This is a genomic window from Lacrimispora sanguinis (assembly GCF_044987295.1).
GTDB lineage: Bacteria > Bacillota > Clostridia > Lachnospirales > Lachnospiraceae > Lacrimispora > Lacrimispora celerecrescens_B.
This window is the reverse complement of record NZ_CP173277.1, coordinates 2,649,843-2,665,891: the sequence shown is the minus strand read 5'-3', so window position 1 is coordinate 2,665,891 and position 16,049 is coordinate 2,649,843. Positions and strand designations below refer to the sequence as shown.

The window sequence follows — 16,049 nt, the reverse complement described above, 5'->3', positions numbered from 1 at the left end:
GGTATAATAAAGGTATGTTTTTAACGGTTATTTAATGAAAAGTATCCATTTTATAAGTGAGTGCTAATATTAATATTTTAAAATCTAGGGTGGTTTAATTAATAATTTTACTAGCTTAGTCTTTTATCTTATATCTCGATGTAAAAATTGAGAGGGATTCTAGTATCTTTAAAAATTGGCTTACATTAATTGTATTTATATTTTAAAGCCTAGGAAAGAACAAGTTTTAAAAAACAAGATTTTCAGGCCATAGAGGAGGGGAATATGCCTAAGCGTTATATGGATGTTTGCCTACTATTAGTTGGGCTCAAGAGTCGTGGCGATTATTCGAAAAAAATAGGATATTACGTAAGCGCGACCTAGAGACTAGATGTAGATAAATCTAGTAATTTGGCTAGATCTATAACAATGGAATAATATGGTTTATTCATTATTAGTATGTATATATTTCTAAAGAAAATTGGAGGTAATAGCGATGTCTCTGTATGAAAAAATAGTAAATGGCGAAGAAAAGGTTTCCGTGGTTGGTCTGGGATATGTTGGGCTGCCTATTGCGGTTGCCTTTGCAAAAAAGGTAAAGGTTGTGGGTTTTGACTTAAATAATGCAAAGATTGAGTTATATAAAAAAGGCTTTGACCCGACAAATGAAGTAGGCAGCGATATTATCAAAAACACAGAAGTCGAATTTACCTCTGATGTTTCAAAATTGAAGGAAGCAAAATTCCATATAGTAGCGGTTCCGACTCCTGTTAATCAGGATAAAACGCCAGATCTTACACCGGTTGAGGGTGCTTCTAAAATTTTGGGACAAAATCTTACAAAGGGCTCCATTGTCGTATTCGAGTCAACCGTTTATCCAGGAGTCACAGAAGATGTTTGTGTTCCTATTTTAGAAAGGGAATCCGGTTTGAACTGTGGCGTGGATTTTAAAGTTGGATATAGTCCAGAGCGCATTAATCCAGGTGATAAGGTTAATACTCTGCCTAACATAAAAAAGATTGTATCTGGTATGGATGAAGAGTCATTGCAAGAAATTAAAGATATTTATGACCTAGTTATTGAAGTCAAAACATATCCAGTGTCTTCTATTAAGACCGCAGAGGCCATTAAGGTGGTAGAAAACAGTCAGAGAGATATAAATATTGCTTTCATGAACGAATTGGCAATGGTATTTGATAGAATGGGTATTGATACTAATGAAGTAGTTGATGGAATGAATACAAAATGGAATGCATTAGGGTTCCGACCAGGTCTAGTTGGTGGTCACTGTATTGGTGTAGATCCGTATTATTTTACATATGAGGCCGAAATGTTGGGTTACCATAGTCAGATTGTTTTAGCTGGACGTAAAGTGAATGACGCAATGGGAGAGTTTATCGCTGATGCTGCAATAAAACAGATGATCCTTGCCGGGAAGGCAGTAAAAAGTTCAAAAGTTGTTATTCTAGGATTGACTTTTAAAGAAAATTGTCCAGATATCAGAAATTCGAAGGTGGTAGATATTATAAATGGATTAAAAGAATTTGATGTTAATCCATTTGTTGTTGACCCTTGGGCAAGTGAACAGGATGCTATAAAGGAATACAATGTAACACTTACCAAGCTGGAGGAAGCAGTGGATGCAGACTGTGTTATTTTAGCTGTCGCTCATGAGCAGTTTAAAGAGATGAGTTTGTCTGATATTGATTCCATTTTTAAAAAGAATGATGATATAACAAGTAAGGTCTTGATTGATGTAAAGGGGGTTTTAAATCGTTCCAAAGTGATAAAAGCTGGATATAGGTACTGGAGATTGTAAAGGTGTAATAAGGCGGTACCCCGTTACTATAATGCCGGAAGACACTTGTATTTTGAAAATCCTTTTTATATTTTTCCTGTTGTACTTGGTTTGAACGGATTAAGAGGTATCTTAAAATATAGTTTATGGGAGAAGAAGTGGAAAGTGCTTTGTAATATATTAGTAAAGGCTATTGAAAGAAGGAAGATAGTTGTGCAGAATAATAAATTAAAAGTTTGCTTTTGTTCATCTTCAGGTGGTCATTTTGAACAGCTTATGATGCTAAAACCATTGATGGAAGATTATGATAGCTTTATTGTAACAGAAAAAATTGGATATGATGTAAAAACAAATGGACTGCCTGTTAAGTATGTTTTGCAAATTAATCGTATGGACAAGTTATTTATTTTAAAATTTATGTATAATATTTTCCTTTCTTTTTGTATCATCTTGAAACAGAGACCCGATTTAATCATCTCAACTGGTGCTTTGGCTTCAGTTCCAATGATGGTATGGACGAAAGTTTTTCGTGGAAAAGTAATTTATATAGAATCCTTTGCCAAAATTGATAACCCGACAATATCTGGAAAAATTGCATACAAGTTTGCACATCAGTTTTATGTTCAATGGGAAAGTATGAAGAAATTTTATCCTAATGCAGTTTGTAAAGGCGGTATATACTAATGATATTTATCACAGTTGGTTCGCGAAGCTTTCAGTTTAATAGATTGCTTGAAGCTATTGACATTGCAGTCATAAAGGGTGAAATTACAGATGAAATATTTGCTCAAATTGGTCCAAGTGAGTATAAACCTACAAATTATCAGTATGTGGATTTTTTGAATCAAGATGAGTTCAATAAAAAAATTGAAGAATGTGGTATCGTAATCACCCATGGCGGAACTGGTATAATCGTTAATTCTGTTAAAATGGGAAAGAAAGTTATCGCGGTTCCAAGATTGGCGAAATATCATGAAGTAGTGGATGATCATCAGTTACAACTCGTTCGAGAGTTTGAAAAAATGGGGTTAATAGTAGCTTGTTATGAAACAGATAAAATTGCTTCAGCGGTTGAACAATCTAAATGTCAGCCTTTAGTGAATTATCATTCTAATTCTGAGCAGATAATTGAATCTATAAGGAAGTTCATTAATAGTATGCATAAATGTTCAATGAAGGTTCTTGTGGTATCAAATATGTATCCGAGCAAAAAATACCCAAGTGCTGGAATTTTTGTAAAACGTTTTTGTGACGAGCTGGATAAAATTAACGTATCATTCGAATTGAGTGTTATGCGCTGGAATAAAGGTAAGATTAAAAAGCTATTAGGTTATATTGTGTTCTTTGGAAGCACTTTTAAAAAAATAATATTTAACAATTACGATATTGTATACATCCATTATGCATCTCATAGTAGCATTCCGGTCTTAGCTGCGAGCAAATTTAAACATTTTAGTATTATTACAAATGTACATGGAAGTGATGTTGTACCTGAAAATAGAAAACAAGAGAAATTCCAGAAATATACAAGAAGAATTATTGGATTAAGTCAAAAGGTTGTAGTACCTTCAGACTATTTTAAAAATTATGTTTCAGCAAAATATTGCTATGAACCAGAAAATATAGTGGTTTATCCCTCTTGTGGAGTGGATAGAAAGCTTTTTTTTGAATTTAGTGACAACCGCGTTTCTTCAGCAAAAAAAGATTTCAACTTAAATTCTAAGAAAATAGTAATTAGCTATATTGGACGAATAACCACTGGAAAAGGGTGGGATACATACTTAAGAGCTATTGGTGTTCTTATAGAAAAGGGATATGATGCAGAATTCGTCTTTGCTGGTGATGGGAATGAAGTGCAACTATGCAATGAATTGATTTCAGAACTTGGAATTGAAAGTAAAATAAAAAAGTTCCCTTTACTAGATCAGCAAAGCTTATTAAAGATGTATAATTGTTCTGACGTATTTGTTTTTCCCACGGAAAGAGAGGGGGAAAGTTTAGGGCTTGTTGCGATTGAAGCAATGTCATGTGGTGTTCCCGTTATTGCATCGGACTTTGCAGCACCGAAATATTATGTAGAAGATGGATATAATGGCTATAAGTTTAAAAAAGGAAATAGTGAAGAATTGGCAAATATACTCGCTGAATTTATATGCGGTAAATTTAATAAAAATCAATTTAAAGAGGGTGTAAATAAAACGGCTAAAAAATATAGTAATGAAATTATTGCCACAGTGTTGGAACAGTTATTTCGGGAGATTGATCATGAGTGAACCTCTAGTGAGTGTAATTATACCAGTTTATAATGCTGCTTCTTATATTTGTAAATGCATTGATTCCGTATTAAACCAGACATATACTAATATCGAAATTATATTGGTTAATGACGGGTCAAAAGATGAGAGTGATCAGATTATTAGACAGCGTTATGCTAATAATTCCTGCGTGAAGTATTGTAACAAGAAAAACGAAGGTGTATCTAAGGCTAGAAACGTTGGCCTTCGTATGAGCAGCGGAGATTTTATTACATTTATAGATTCCGATGATTGGGTTAATGACCATTTTGTTGAAGAGGCTGTCAGATGCTTGATTACGAATAAACTTGATTTTGTTCTAGGCGGAACAGAGAAAGTATTTCCAAAGCATACAGTAAAGTGCGCCCCTGTTATAAATAATGGTCCAGTTATATATGAAAATAATATAGATTTATTTGAAAAGAAAATTCTTAGTAATGGAGTGGTAGATGATACTACACTTGATGTGTTCTTTACCAGTGGACCGGTCTGCAAACTCTTTCGACGAGAAAAAATTAGTGGAATCGAATTTGACGAAGATCTTGTTATGGGTGAAGACGTAGTTTTTAATCTTGAAGTTATGCAGAGGGTAAACCGTGTAGGGGTTGTTCCTCGGATTTGGTATTACTATAGGATGAATGATTCTTCTGCAACAAGAGTATATAACCCTAAAATAGTAAGTTATACTGAGAAATTACTATATGTTCTTCAGAAAATGTATGGAAGTAAAGAAGAGTATTTGCCATATTTAATTGTACGATATGTACAGCAGTTTCATGGAATGTTGTATTTAGGTCCTTTGTCAAGAAAATCTCAAATGAGCTTTAGCGAAAAACGTATCTTTATTCGAACTTCATTGGAGAAGGAATGTTGGAGGCCGATGATGAGGTATAGCAAGGTGCATTCTCTACCAATGAGAAGATTTGATAAAGTGTTACTTTATGCTTGTACTAAAAGAAACATTATTTTAGTGATGGCTATGATTAATATGAGAATGATATTAAAAGGAATAAGGAGCAAATAAGACTGATTGATATGAAATTAAAGATAAATAAAAACTCACTGGCTTACATCTGGTGTTTCTTCATTGCTATATCAATAGCGGTCAGATGTTTACCGACAATAATATATCAGACGCCAGGAATAGAGTATATAATAATTATTTTAATAACAGTAGCCACTATTATCTACTATTCTCGGGATATATTAAAAAGCAATTACACAGTATATGATTTAGTTTGGCTTATTATTCCGGTTTTCTTTTTGACGGGAAGTTTTAATTACAAATATGCGTTTTATACAATAATTGCAATAGCTTTTTATATGTATATTCAGGGAAACCCGAAAGTCATAACCTCAGTAAAATATCCGCTTTTAACTTTTTCGCTTATTACTTCGGTTGTTACATGGATAAGTTTTTTTGCTCCAACCTTTTATACCAATTATATTTTAAGCTTGTTTCCGGAGGGATCATCGCTCACATATAGTTTCTTGAATAGAAATATGTATCATGGTTTTACGAATCATTATTCAAGAAACTCATTTTATATTACAGTTGGTATATTAATTCTGTTTTCTGAATTGATTGGCAAAAATGCTAAAAGAAAAAATATTTCCATTGCTTTCCTTGCATTTTTATTCTGTACAGAGTTCTTGGTGGGTAAGCGTGGGCCTACACTATTTCTTTTAATAACCATTATACTAGTTATTCTGGTAAAAGAACCAGGTGTTGTGAGGAGACTGAAAAATAGTTTTAAATTAATTGTAATTGGTGTTGTACTATTTATTTTAGCATACTTGTTTGTGCCAGGGGTAAGTAATATTGTTACAAGAATTCTTACACCAAATAGTACAGACGATATTTCAAGTAGTAGATTTTACTTGTGGAGTGTCGCACTCAATATGTTCAGAAGTAGCCCAATATTTGGTCATGGGTGGGGAAAATACTTGAATGCAGTAGCTGGTTCCACTTTTCAAGGAGCACATAATGACTATTTTCAATTGCTTGGTGAAATTGGTATAATAGGTTTATTGGTGTATATGATTGCCGACATCTCCAGTCTGATTTTTACATACAGAGCATTTAAACGACTGAGAAGCAAAGTGTATGACGGAACGAAGGAGCAAAATTGGATTATTTTTTCTTTTGCGTATCAGGTTTTCTTTTTACTTTATTCTTTAACTGGTCTACCTCATTATTCGTATGAACAGTACGCATTGTATATCATGCTTTGTGGGTTTGGCGCTAGCATGTATAAGGTGCTGAAAAGATCCCAGGGAATAACAGGTAACTGAATTTTTGAGAAAGAGGGAGGATTACTCATGTTAATATTCTATGCTCATGGTGGGTCGGATAATCATGGTTGTGAAGCAATTATTAGGGGAACAATGGCTAATTTTCATGATAAGTCAATGGTCTTTTCCGGAAATATTAAGGCGGATGAATTGTATGGGTTAAATGAAATGTGTGAGATACGTCCGGACTCATACAAGCGTTATTATCATCCAATTAAATGGCTTTGGAACCGAACCATGAATAAGCTTTTGCATAAAAATATAGTGTTCATGCTAATTGACGGTAAGATCAAAGGAACTTATCTTTCTGTTGGCGGCGATAATTATTGCTATCCGAGTTTGTTAAAACCTGTTTTACAGGCTAATAAGCGAATTCGTGAAAAAGGAAATGCAACTATTTTATGGGGTACATCTATTGAACCTAATGTATTGGAAAATGTGGAAATCTTGGCTGACCTTAATAAATATAGTTTGATTTTCGCCAGAGAGTCTATCACATATGAAGCATTGTGTAAAAAAGGATTAAAGAATAAAACATATTTATTCCCTGATCCTGCATTTGCATTGAAACCAATGCATTCTCCTTTACCAAAGGAATTAAAAGGTAAAAGAATTGTCGGGATAAATATAAGCCCACTTATTTTTAAATATGAAGAAGGTAATAGTGCAATAAAAGATGGCTATGATAAAATTATTCGATATTTGCTTGATGAAACAGTTTACGAAATTATGTTTATACCACATGTTGTCAAGAGAAATAATAATGATGAAACGATTATTACTAAATTAGCGGAACAATATAACAGCAATCGTATCAGTATACTAGAAGATAGACGTGCAGACGAACTGAAATACTGTATTTCTAAATGTGACTTTTTTGTAGGGGCAAGAACTCATTCAACGATAGCAGCATATTCATCATGTGTTCCAACATTGGTTATTGGCTATTCTGTGAAAGCAAGTGGAATTGCGAAGGATATTTTTGGTGTAGATGAAGAGTATGTAGTGGATGTTCGGGAGGTCACATCTGGTGATTCAATCTTTAAATGCTTTTTTAATCTATTTACAAGAAAGAATGAAATACGAGAATACTTGGAGAGTTTTATGCCTGATTATATTAATAAAACAAGAGATGCAGTAGATTTACTAGTTAAAAACATATGAAAAATAGAGGTGGTTATGAAAAAAGTTGGCATAATAAGACAGGTGAAGAATTTTATACTTGGAATTGTAAGAGGGTATAATACACCTGAACAGTTAAGAAAAAGAGGTGCAGTTATTGGCAATGATGTTGAATTATGGACAAGCAAAATAGATAAGTCGAGAGCATATTTACTTGAGATAGGCAACAATGTAATAATAAGTGATGCACGTATTTTGTTGCATGATGCAAGTACAAAGATCGGAATTGGTTATGTTAAAGTGGGTAAAGTGATAATTGGCAACGATGTGTTTATAGGAGCTGATGCAATAATTCTTCCAGGTGTTCACATTGGGAATAGAGTTATTGTGGGTGCAGGAAGCGTTGTTACAAAGGATATTCCTGATAATTCGATAGCTGCGGGTGTTCCAGCCAGGGTTATTGAAAAATACGATGATTATGTATTAAAACATAAGTCATTGATGAAAAGTCTACCAAAATTTGAAATATATTGGCCAAATAAAACGGATGCTGAAATCGAAAATATGAAGAAGAAATTACAAGATGCGATGGGATATGATATCTGAACAGCATACCTTATATCTCCAAGAACGATAAGTAAAGGTAAAGATATATGAAAAAAAACAGTCAATTAAAAATAGGCGCAGTGCTTTCGTATATTCAAATGGGCCTAGGAGTTGTTATTGGTCTAGTCTATACCCCTTTAATGACAAATATGCTGGGACAGAGTGAGTACGGACTTTATAATACTGTTTCATCAACTATTTCAATGCTTTCGGTATTGAATCTTGGTTTTAATAGCAGTTATATTAGATATTATGCAAAATATAAAGAAGAAAATGATGATAATTCTATACATAAATTGAATGGAATGTTTTTCCTGATTTTTTGTGTAATTGGAGTAGTTGCTTTTATATGTGGTGTCTTTATGGCTATGCATCTTGAGTTTGTTTTTGCTGAAGGACTGACTCGGAAAGAATACTCGATTGCTAAGATATTGATGTTGCTATTGACAATAAATTTAACAGTTTCGTTCCCAATGAGCGTATTTTCTAACATTATTTCAGCAAATGAGCGATTTATTTTCTTGAAATTATTGGGAATGTTAAAGACTGTTGGAGGTCCACTGATAACATTACCGTTATTGTTAATTGGCTTTCGGTCTATTGCAATGGTATCAGTTTCTGTAGGTATTTCTTTTATTACGGATCTACTATATATTTTTTATGTGATTTATATTTTGAAAAACAAATTTATATTCCATAATTTTGAAAAAGGGCTGTTTTCAAGCCTGTTTGTATATACATCTTTAATTGCTATAAACTTGATTGTAGATCAGATTAACTGGAATATAGATAAAATATTATTGGGACGTTTTAAAGGAACAGCTACTGTAGCTATTTATTCTGTCGGATTTTCTCTATATCAATATTACCAAATGTTTTCAAATTCAATTTCAAGTGTATTTACCCCGAGAATCCATAAAATTGTGAACGGTACAAAAGAAAACCTAACTGTGCAGAAGAAGCAACTGACGGAGCTATTTACAAAAATTGGAAGAATTCAATTCCTGATTTTAGGTTTGATTGCAAGTGGGTTACTTTTCTTTGGAAAAGACTTTATTATACATATTTGGGTTGGAGTGGATTATGAGGAATCATATTATGTAATGTTATTATTAGTTTTGCCTGCATCTATTGCGCTAATACAAAATCTTGGAATTGAAATCCAGAGAGCTGAAAATAGACATCAATTTAGAAGTATTGCGTATTTAATTATGGCTATTATTAATTTAGTGATGTCACTGTATTTATGTCAAGTTTACGGTGCTATTGGAAGTGCAATTGGAACGGCGGTTTCATTAATAGCGGCTAATGGATTTGCAATGAATATATATTATCATAAAAAATGTAATATTGATATTATTTACTTCTGGAAAGGCATATTAGGATTATCAAGAGGTCTATTAATTCCAATTATGTTAGGATTATTTATGAATTATTATTCTGGTATTTATAGTACTCCGAAATATTTTGCTCAAATTGTAGCGTATATAATAGCATATTGCGCCTCAATGTGGTTCGTTGGGATGAATGATTTCGAGAAATCTATAATTTTAGCACCAATAATAAAAAGGTAGAAAGAACCTGACTTGCTTGTATAAATGACATAGCTGAAGCATTTGGTATATTGATCTGATTTTTTTCTGTGATAAAAGTAATTTACAAAGCAGAGATACTAGCTTTTCCAATTGAACGTCTATCCGCTTTAAAGATATAGGAGATAACAACGCTGTTTTGTATAATGTTGGTGGAAGCCTGTAATGCTCCTATAAGAAGAGACTTTTTAAGAAGCTGCTAACTAGTATAGACTTTGGTAAGGTAATTAGTGACATGACACATATTTCTTTATTAAATAGAAGAAGAGGTAAAAATATAATTAACAAAATCGGGGAGGATGGCCTTTTGGTGATTAAAGTTTTCACGCTGTTAAGCAGTGAGGTGGTACCATGAATGTTTATACTAAAATTTATGCATGTTATAATAAAAATGAACTGATTCGGAAAGATAGTTCTTCTGGTGGAATATTTTACTCAATTTGTAAAAAAATCATTGAAATGGGTGGAGTGGTGTTTGGCGCATCATTTGATGAAAACTTTGAGGTAGTTCACTCTTGTTGTGAATCTGTCGAGATGATTCAAAATTATTTGGGAAGTAAATATGTTCAAAGCATGGTGGGATACTCTTTTATAAAGGTAAAAGAATATCTGGATTTTGGTAGGCATGTCCTGTTTTCTGGAACTCCTTGCCAAGTGGCTGGTTTGAAGGCATATCTTGGATGTGAATATAATAATCTTATTACTATTGATTTTATTTGTCATGGCGTTCCAAGTAAAAAGGTATGGAGAAAGTACAAGGACAAATTATCTGATGGCAATAAAATTGAAAGTATCAATTTTAGAAGCAAGAAGAAAGGATGGAGAAACTTTTCTTTACATATGGTATTCCATAGTGGCGGAGAATATTTACAAGGGAAAAACAAGGATCCATACTTATTAGGCTTTCTTCATAATTTATATCTTAGACCATCATGTTACGAATGCCAATTTAAAGCGGTTTATCATGCAGCAGATATAACATTGGGTGATTTTTGGAAGGCGGAAAATTTGTTAAAACAAGATGATGATAAAGGAATATCCGTAGCTATGCTTCAATCTGAGAAGGGAGAAACTCTATTTGATGAAATTCTGAGAGAACTTGTAATAGTTGGTGAACCAGATATAGAATTTATTAAAGAAACAAATTCGGCATTAATAAGTTCTGCTGCCCTAACTAATAAACGTAAACTGTTTTACGAACGTTATGAAAATGATTTTTCAAAAATCGTTATTGGAATGACTGAAAATTCTGTTTACATGAAGGCTATACGGAAATTGAAAAGAATTTTTAATTTATAATATTTGGTTAGGTAGAGAAACAATATGTAGGAGAGTATTAACTCATGAAAGATATACCGGTTTTATTTAAGCGAAAAGAAGAGTGTTGTGGATGTACTGCTTGTTATTGCATATGCACTAAAAAGGCTATTAAAATGATTGAGGATGAAGAAGGCTTTGATTATCCACAAATTGATGAAAACAAATGCGTTAAGTGCTATATGTGCGTGAACATTTGCCCTTGTAACAGTAAAAGAAAATTGTAAATTTAGTGTTTGATGAAAAATAAGGGTTCTAGAAATATGGAACCAAAACAGATTGAAAAACACAATAAAATAAAAGTTTATCATAAATAGAAATTAAGGTTAGACCGAAAATGATTACTGATTACGACTCTGCAAGTAATACTTAAAGAAAAAGTGATTTATATTCTCTGAGCGTATTGTTGATCGTTTTATAGAAAATGGAATCACACTTTTTTTAAAATGCTAGTTAATTTCCGGGCACTGGAAGACGATGAATTTTACACCGGTTTACTTGCCCCTAATATAAAAGCAGCAATCGAAAGCTACTGCAGGGCAAGTTTAGGAAAAAGATTGGGTGGGAAACATTGATAAAGGAATAAAATAGTAAATAGAATACAATTCCCGCAGGAATACGAAATTAGCAGCTCTGATAGACTGTGATACAAAGAAATGCGGAATGAAATATATCTGCTTTCTTTCCGCCATATCTGTATGGAGGTAAGTAGCAGATCGGCAATGACTTAGCACGATAACACTGCCATCTCTGGTAGTTTAGATAACTGGTTAGTTTTCAGGCACTTTGTAGGCTGTTTACTGAATGCGAATAAAAATTGCTTACAAATTATCTTAGCTTGGAAAAAAACCACTAGACGGTTGCGAATAAAAACAATGGTAAATAATCTATTATATAAAATTATAGCACAAGATATTGTAGAGCCGATTCTATACTTACCGAAAGGGCTAATATGCGGTGCATTACTAATTATGGTACTTATATTAATAAACGGATTATGGTACCAGTTCAGAAGATGTCAGCTCATATCTCCAATAAAGGTAATTTGCCTTGGTCTATTTGCCTCGTACATGTATACACTACTTCAACAAACCTATTTTTCCCGCCCCCCAGGCTCAAGGAATACAGTTAGTTTAATTTTGGGAGAAACCTGGCAAGGCAGCATACAGAGTAAGGCTTATGTAATAGAGAATATTTTGATGATGATTCCATTTGGTGTTCTTCTTCCAAACGTTCTTAAACCTGCGGAAAGTATTTTTTGTTGTATTCCGTTGGGATTTTTCTTTTCAGTTAGCCTAGAATATGCTCAATTTCTCTCCCAACGAGGTCATATGCAATTAGACGATGTTGTAATGAATGTAATAGGAACGATTATTGGATATTTATTCTTTGTATCCATTAAACTTTTACGCAGACTCAATAAATATCTTAAAAAGAAAAAGTGACTCTTATTATAATTACTACAGTTACAAAAATAGCGAACAATATATGGAAATATAAAGATATGTAAGGAAATGTAAAGAGAATAGTAGATTTTTAAATGATTGCTCCTTTGTTTTCCTTATGAAATTGAACTTTTACTCATATTTAAAGGCTTTTTTATATAAATATACACTAAAAGATTGCAAATAAAACTATATAAAATCAGCATTATCGATAAAAAACGATTAAAACATACATTGTACAGATGTTATAAACGTATAAACCTTGCATTTTTACAGAAAGAGAGTTAAAATATACACATCAATTTAAATTGTAACAAAATTGAAGGTAGGATATTGAAAGGAGAAACATTATGAAGATGAAAAAGCTAATGGTAGCAGCATTAGCCGCAGCAATCACTGTGGGTAGTGCATTGCCAGCATCTGCAGCATGGGTTCAGTCTGGTTCCGAATGGAGATATCAGAATGAAGACGGAAGCTGGCAGGCAAACAAGTGGTTTCAGGAGGCTGGCAAGTGGTATCATTTTGATGCCAATGCCAATGCACAGAAGGGCTGGTTTAAGGATACCGATGGTAAGTGGTATTTCTTTGCATACAATGGTATTATGCAGACAGGTCTGATCAAAGTCGATGACAAAGTGTATTACATGAATGCAGACGGCTCACTTTTTTCTGGTAATATGAAAATCGGGACAGTAGAATATAACTTTACCGAGTATGGAACAACAAACGGAAAACCGTCTGTGGGTGCTTCTCAGATTTTTGGAGGTAACGGGAACCAGACTAACGTAATTACTGGCGGCGGCGGTTATTCCAGGTCAAACTCCGGAAGTGATAATACAACGACACCACCGAAGGACGCTCAGACTGCAGCTAAGGAGGCAGTTACCGATGCGTTCAACAAGGCAGATAAAAAAGGTGTTAAAGCATCTGGAACCACAATAACATTCACTCGTGCTGAGTTAGATCCCGAATTAGATGTTGATGGCCTTATTAGTGATGTACAGGAGGCCTTAAAGGATATTCTGGCTGGTGAAGACGTAACGAAAGTCAAAGTAGGAACTAGAGAGTTTACTATTAATAACGTGGGAGAGTTTGAATCCTATGCTATGAATTATGCTGGTGAAACAATTGAGCACGCCCTTACAATCCTCCAGGGAATGGGCATAAGAGTATATGCAGCTAACGATGAAAAAGGCATTGAATATACTCTTAACATCAAATAAATCTACATAATGGTATATAGATAGGGTGGCTCTCATAGGAACCGCCCTATTTTAAATATGGAGAGCGGCATGAAATTATATAAAAGATGGATAATTGGTGGAATAGCATTTATCATAAGTGCCGGCATAGCCCAGACTGCGTATGCAGGATCCGTTAATGCAAACGAGCAGTCTGTCATATCCGCAGTAAGTGGACAATTTGAGAAAGACGGAATTATTTATGCGGTCAAACCGGAATACATAAGTTCGGTAAAAAATTATCTGGCCCAGGATGACGTGGAATTAACTGCAGAACAGGCCCAGTCAGCAATTTCAGAAATATATGCCAATGTACAGACCGGAGTGGAAAGCGGCTATTTAGTAGAGATAGGAAGAACTGCCGCTCCGGAAACAGAACCTTCGCAGGCTCCTTCCGAGGGTGCAGCGGGACAGAAGGAAAGCAGTAAGTCCACAAAGAAACCTGAAAAGCAAAAAACAGAAGAAAGTCAAAAGGAACCAGAGACTGCAGGAGCACAAGAAAACGAGGGCTCAGAGACCGAATCGGAAGGCGATTCCGGCACATTACAACAAGAGAATAAAAAAGAGCCGGAAACGGAGAAGTCTTCCTCTGTAATATCCATTCTTGAACTTGTAGACAAGGCACCTCCCCAGACTTATGAATACTTAAATCAAGATACAGATGCAAGGATGCAGCAACTTAAGGTTCGTTACGAAATCATGTGGGACTGTATAGCGGCAGCGGCATTTGCAATCGTTCTGGTACTTGTTGTATCAATACATAAGAAATTATTAATCAGCCACAGTCATCGTAAGCTGCGCAGGATTTTAAAATATATTCTGACAGCTGCCATAGCGGCTCTGTCTTTGGTATTATGCTTAATTGGCGGAGCCTGGTTTGGAGCATTTCAGAAAAATGCCATTCTCAGTAAATTATCGGATACAGGATATTATACATTTGTCTATAATGAACTTAAGAAGGATACCTCTATTTCATTTTCACTATTAAATATTCCGAATAGCGTTATGGACCAATCCTTAACCTATGAAAAGGTTGTTATAGCTGCCAGGCAGCAGGTGGAAAATGATTTGAGTAAGGGAGTCTATAAGGCTGATACCTCTATTTTGATTGAACCATTGAAAGCTGATATCGAGGAATATTTAAGAGGAGAGTCTGTGACTATGACAAAAGAAGCACAAGCCGGACTTACTCTTCTGATGGATCGCCTTGACGGGAAATACACGGCTTTATTAAAATGGCCGTTTGGTCCATGGTGGTCACAGCTTAAGGATGATTATACAAAGACGGCCGTTCTTATTTTACCAATCTCATTACTTTTAATGGCGGCGGCACAGGGAATCCTTGTTTTTCTTCATCATTATAAATATCGTGGCTTTTGTTTGGGCGCAAAGGGGTTGATGCTCGGAAGTTTCCTTGGATTTTTGATATTTACTGGAAGCAATATGGTTATTACGGCTCGCTGGGGAGAAGTAACCCCCCCTTATATGAACTCATTTTTTGAAATCTACAAAAGTGGAATTTGGAAGGCCGGTGCTATTACTTGTGGGATTGGAGTACTGTTGGCCTGGATGGTTCTTGCTGCTGTAAAGGCATGGAAGGAAGGCAAATAGCTTGGAGCAGATTTATTTTTTTGATATACATTGTCATTTTATACCTGGAGTGGATGACGGAGCAAAAGATATAGAGGAAAGCCTGGCTGCATTAAAGGAAGAGCACGATCAAAATGTCAGATGGATAATCTGTACTCCCCATGTGACAGCGAATCTGACTTCCCAGAAAGCAGAAAACATAAAGGCTTCTTTTGATGAATTGAAGGACCGATTAAAAAAGACAGACTTTGGCCAAGATATGGAACTTTATCTAGGGTGTGAGCTCATGTATTCAGAGAGTCTTGCAGAACTCCTGGAAGCCGGAGAAATATGGACAATGTCTGGAACAAGCTATATTCTGGTTGAATTTTTGCCTTCCGTTTCATATGAGGAATTATATCGCGCTGTTGGAAAATTATCTGCAAAGGGATACATTCCGATTCTAGCTCACATTGAGCGCTATCTTTGCCTGTATAAAAGGCTGGATAGGATTCGGGATCTGCAGGAATCAGGGGCATATTTCCAGGTTAATGCTTCCAGTTTAAAGGGAGGCATGTTAAATAAAAGGTCAGCTTTTATAAAAAAACTATGCAAGTCAGGTCTGGTTCATTTCCTTGCTACAGACAGTCATGGCATGGTGTACCGGCAGCCGGATATAAAGAAAGGTGCCGAATGGGTGATGCACAATTGCGATTCCTGGTTAGGGCAAAAGATCTTATACCAAAATGGGATTGCCGTGTTGAATGATAACATTATTTAACTGAGGAGAA

The 16,049-nt window shown here is 34.6% G+C and carries 14 protein-coding genes; all 14 read left to right on the top strand.

Annotation, left to right across the window (positions count from 1 at the left end; all coding sequences use genetic code 11):
• Nucleotides 1–475 precede the first annotated feature (475 nt).
• The 14 genes from ACHZES_RS12350 to ACHZES_RS12285 all read left to right on the top strand — a co-directional run bounded on the left by ACHZES_RS12350 (nucleotide 476) and on the right by ACHZES_RS12285 (nucleotide 16,039).
• Complete coding sequence (locus tag ACHZES_RS12350; RefSeq protein WP_395549341.1) at nucleotides 476–1,798, top strand: nucleotide sugar dehydrogenase; 1,323 nt, start codon at nucleotides 476–478, stop codon at nucleotides 1,796–1,798.
• A gap of 45 nt (nucleotides 1,799–1,843) precedes the next feature.
• Entirely contained in the window at nucleotides 1,844–2,461 is a 618-nt protein-coding gene (gene pssD / locus ACHZES_RS12345) for a PssD/Cps14F family polysaccharide biosynthesis glycosyltransferase (protein WP_395549342.1), read from the top strand.
• Nucleotides 2,461–4,050, top strand: coding sequence for a PssE/Cps14G family polysaccharide biosynthesis glycosyltransferase (gene pssE, locus ACHZES_RS12340; RefSeq protein WP_395549344.1), 1,590 nt, complete (start codon nucleotides 2,461–2,463; stop codon nucleotides 4,048–4,050). The genes pssD and pssE overlap by 1 nt, the downstream gene beginning before the upstream one ends.
• Nucleotides 4,043–5,095, top strand: a complete 1,053-nt coding sequence (locus tag ACHZES_RS12335) for a glycosyltransferase family 2 protein (RefSeq protein WP_395549346.1) — start codon at nucleotides 4,043–4,045, stop codon at nucleotides 5,093–5,095. The genes pssE and ACHZES_RS12335 overlap by 8 nt, the downstream gene beginning before the upstream one ends.
• An 11-nt stretch (nucleotides 5,096–5,106) precedes the next feature.
• Nucleotides 5,107–6,366: an O-antigen ligase family protein gene (locus tag ACHZES_RS12330; RefSeq protein ID WP_395549347.1), complete on the top strand. Its 1,260-nt coding sequence runs from the start codon at nucleotides 5,107–5,109 to the stop codon at nucleotides 6,364–6,366.
• A gap of 27 nt (nucleotides 6,367–6,393) precedes the next feature.
• Nucleotides 6,394–7,530, top strand: a complete 1,137-nt coding sequence (locus tag ACHZES_RS12325) for a polysaccharide pyruvyl transferase family protein (protein WP_395549348.1) — start codon at nucleotides 6,394–6,396, stop codon at nucleotides 7,528–7,530.
• 15 nt (nucleotides 7,531–7,545) lie between these two features.
• On the top strand, nucleotides 7,546–8,094 hold the full coding sequence (locus tag ACHZES_RS12320) for an acyltransferase (RefSeq protein WP_395549349.1): 549 nt from the start codon (nucleotides 7,546–7,548) through the stop codon (nucleotides 8,092–8,094).
• A 47-nt stretch (nucleotides 8,095–8,141) separates the two neighbouring features.
• A complete protein-coding gene (locus ACHZES_RS12315; protein ID WP_395549350.1) occupies nucleotides 8,142–9,668 on the top strand; it encodes a lipopolysaccharide biosynthesis protein in 1,527 nt (508 codons plus the stop codon).
• A gap of 369 nt (nucleotides 9,669–10,037) precedes the next feature.
• Nucleotides 10,038–10,985: a Coenzyme F420 hydrogenase/dehydrogenase, beta subunit C-terminal domain gene (locus tag ACHZES_RS12310; RefSeq protein WP_395549351.1), complete on the top strand. Its 948-nt coding sequence runs from the start codon at nucleotides 10,038–10,040 to the stop codon at nucleotides 10,983–10,985.
• A 44-nt stretch (nucleotides 10,986–11,029) separates the two neighbouring features.
• Complete coding sequence (locus ACHZES_RS12305; RefSeq protein WP_395549352.1) at nucleotides 11,030–11,230, top strand: 4Fe-4S dicluster domain-containing protein; 201 nt, start codon at nucleotides 11,030–11,032, stop codon at nucleotides 11,228–11,230.
• A gap of 648 nt (nucleotides 11,231–11,878) precedes the next feature.
• Nucleotides 11,879–12,448 (top strand): VanZ family protein, encoded by a 570-nt coding sequence (locus ACHZES_RS12300; RefSeq protein WP_404820377.1) that lies wholly within the window; start codon nucleotides 11,879–11,881, stop codon nucleotides 12,446–12,448.
• A gap of 356 nt (nucleotides 12,449–12,804) precedes the next feature.
• A complete protein-coding gene (locus tag ACHZES_RS12295; protein ID WP_404820376.1) occupies nucleotides 12,805–13,671 on the top strand; it encodes an N-acetylmuramoyl-L-alanine amidase family protein in 867 nt (288 codons plus the stop codon).
• 69 nt (nucleotides 13,672–13,740) lie between these two features.
• Entirely contained in the window at nucleotides 13,741–15,300 is a 1,560-nt protein-coding gene (locus ACHZES_RS12290) for a hypothetical protein (protein WP_395549356.1), read from the top strand.
• Between the two features lies 1 nt (nucleotide 15,301).
• Entirely contained in the window at nucleotides 15,302–16,039 is a 738-nt protein-coding gene (locus ACHZES_RS12285; RefSeq protein WP_395549357.1) for a CpsB/CapC family capsule biosynthesis tyrosine phosphatase, read from the top strand.
• Nucleotides 16,040–16,049 lie beyond the last annotated feature (10 nt).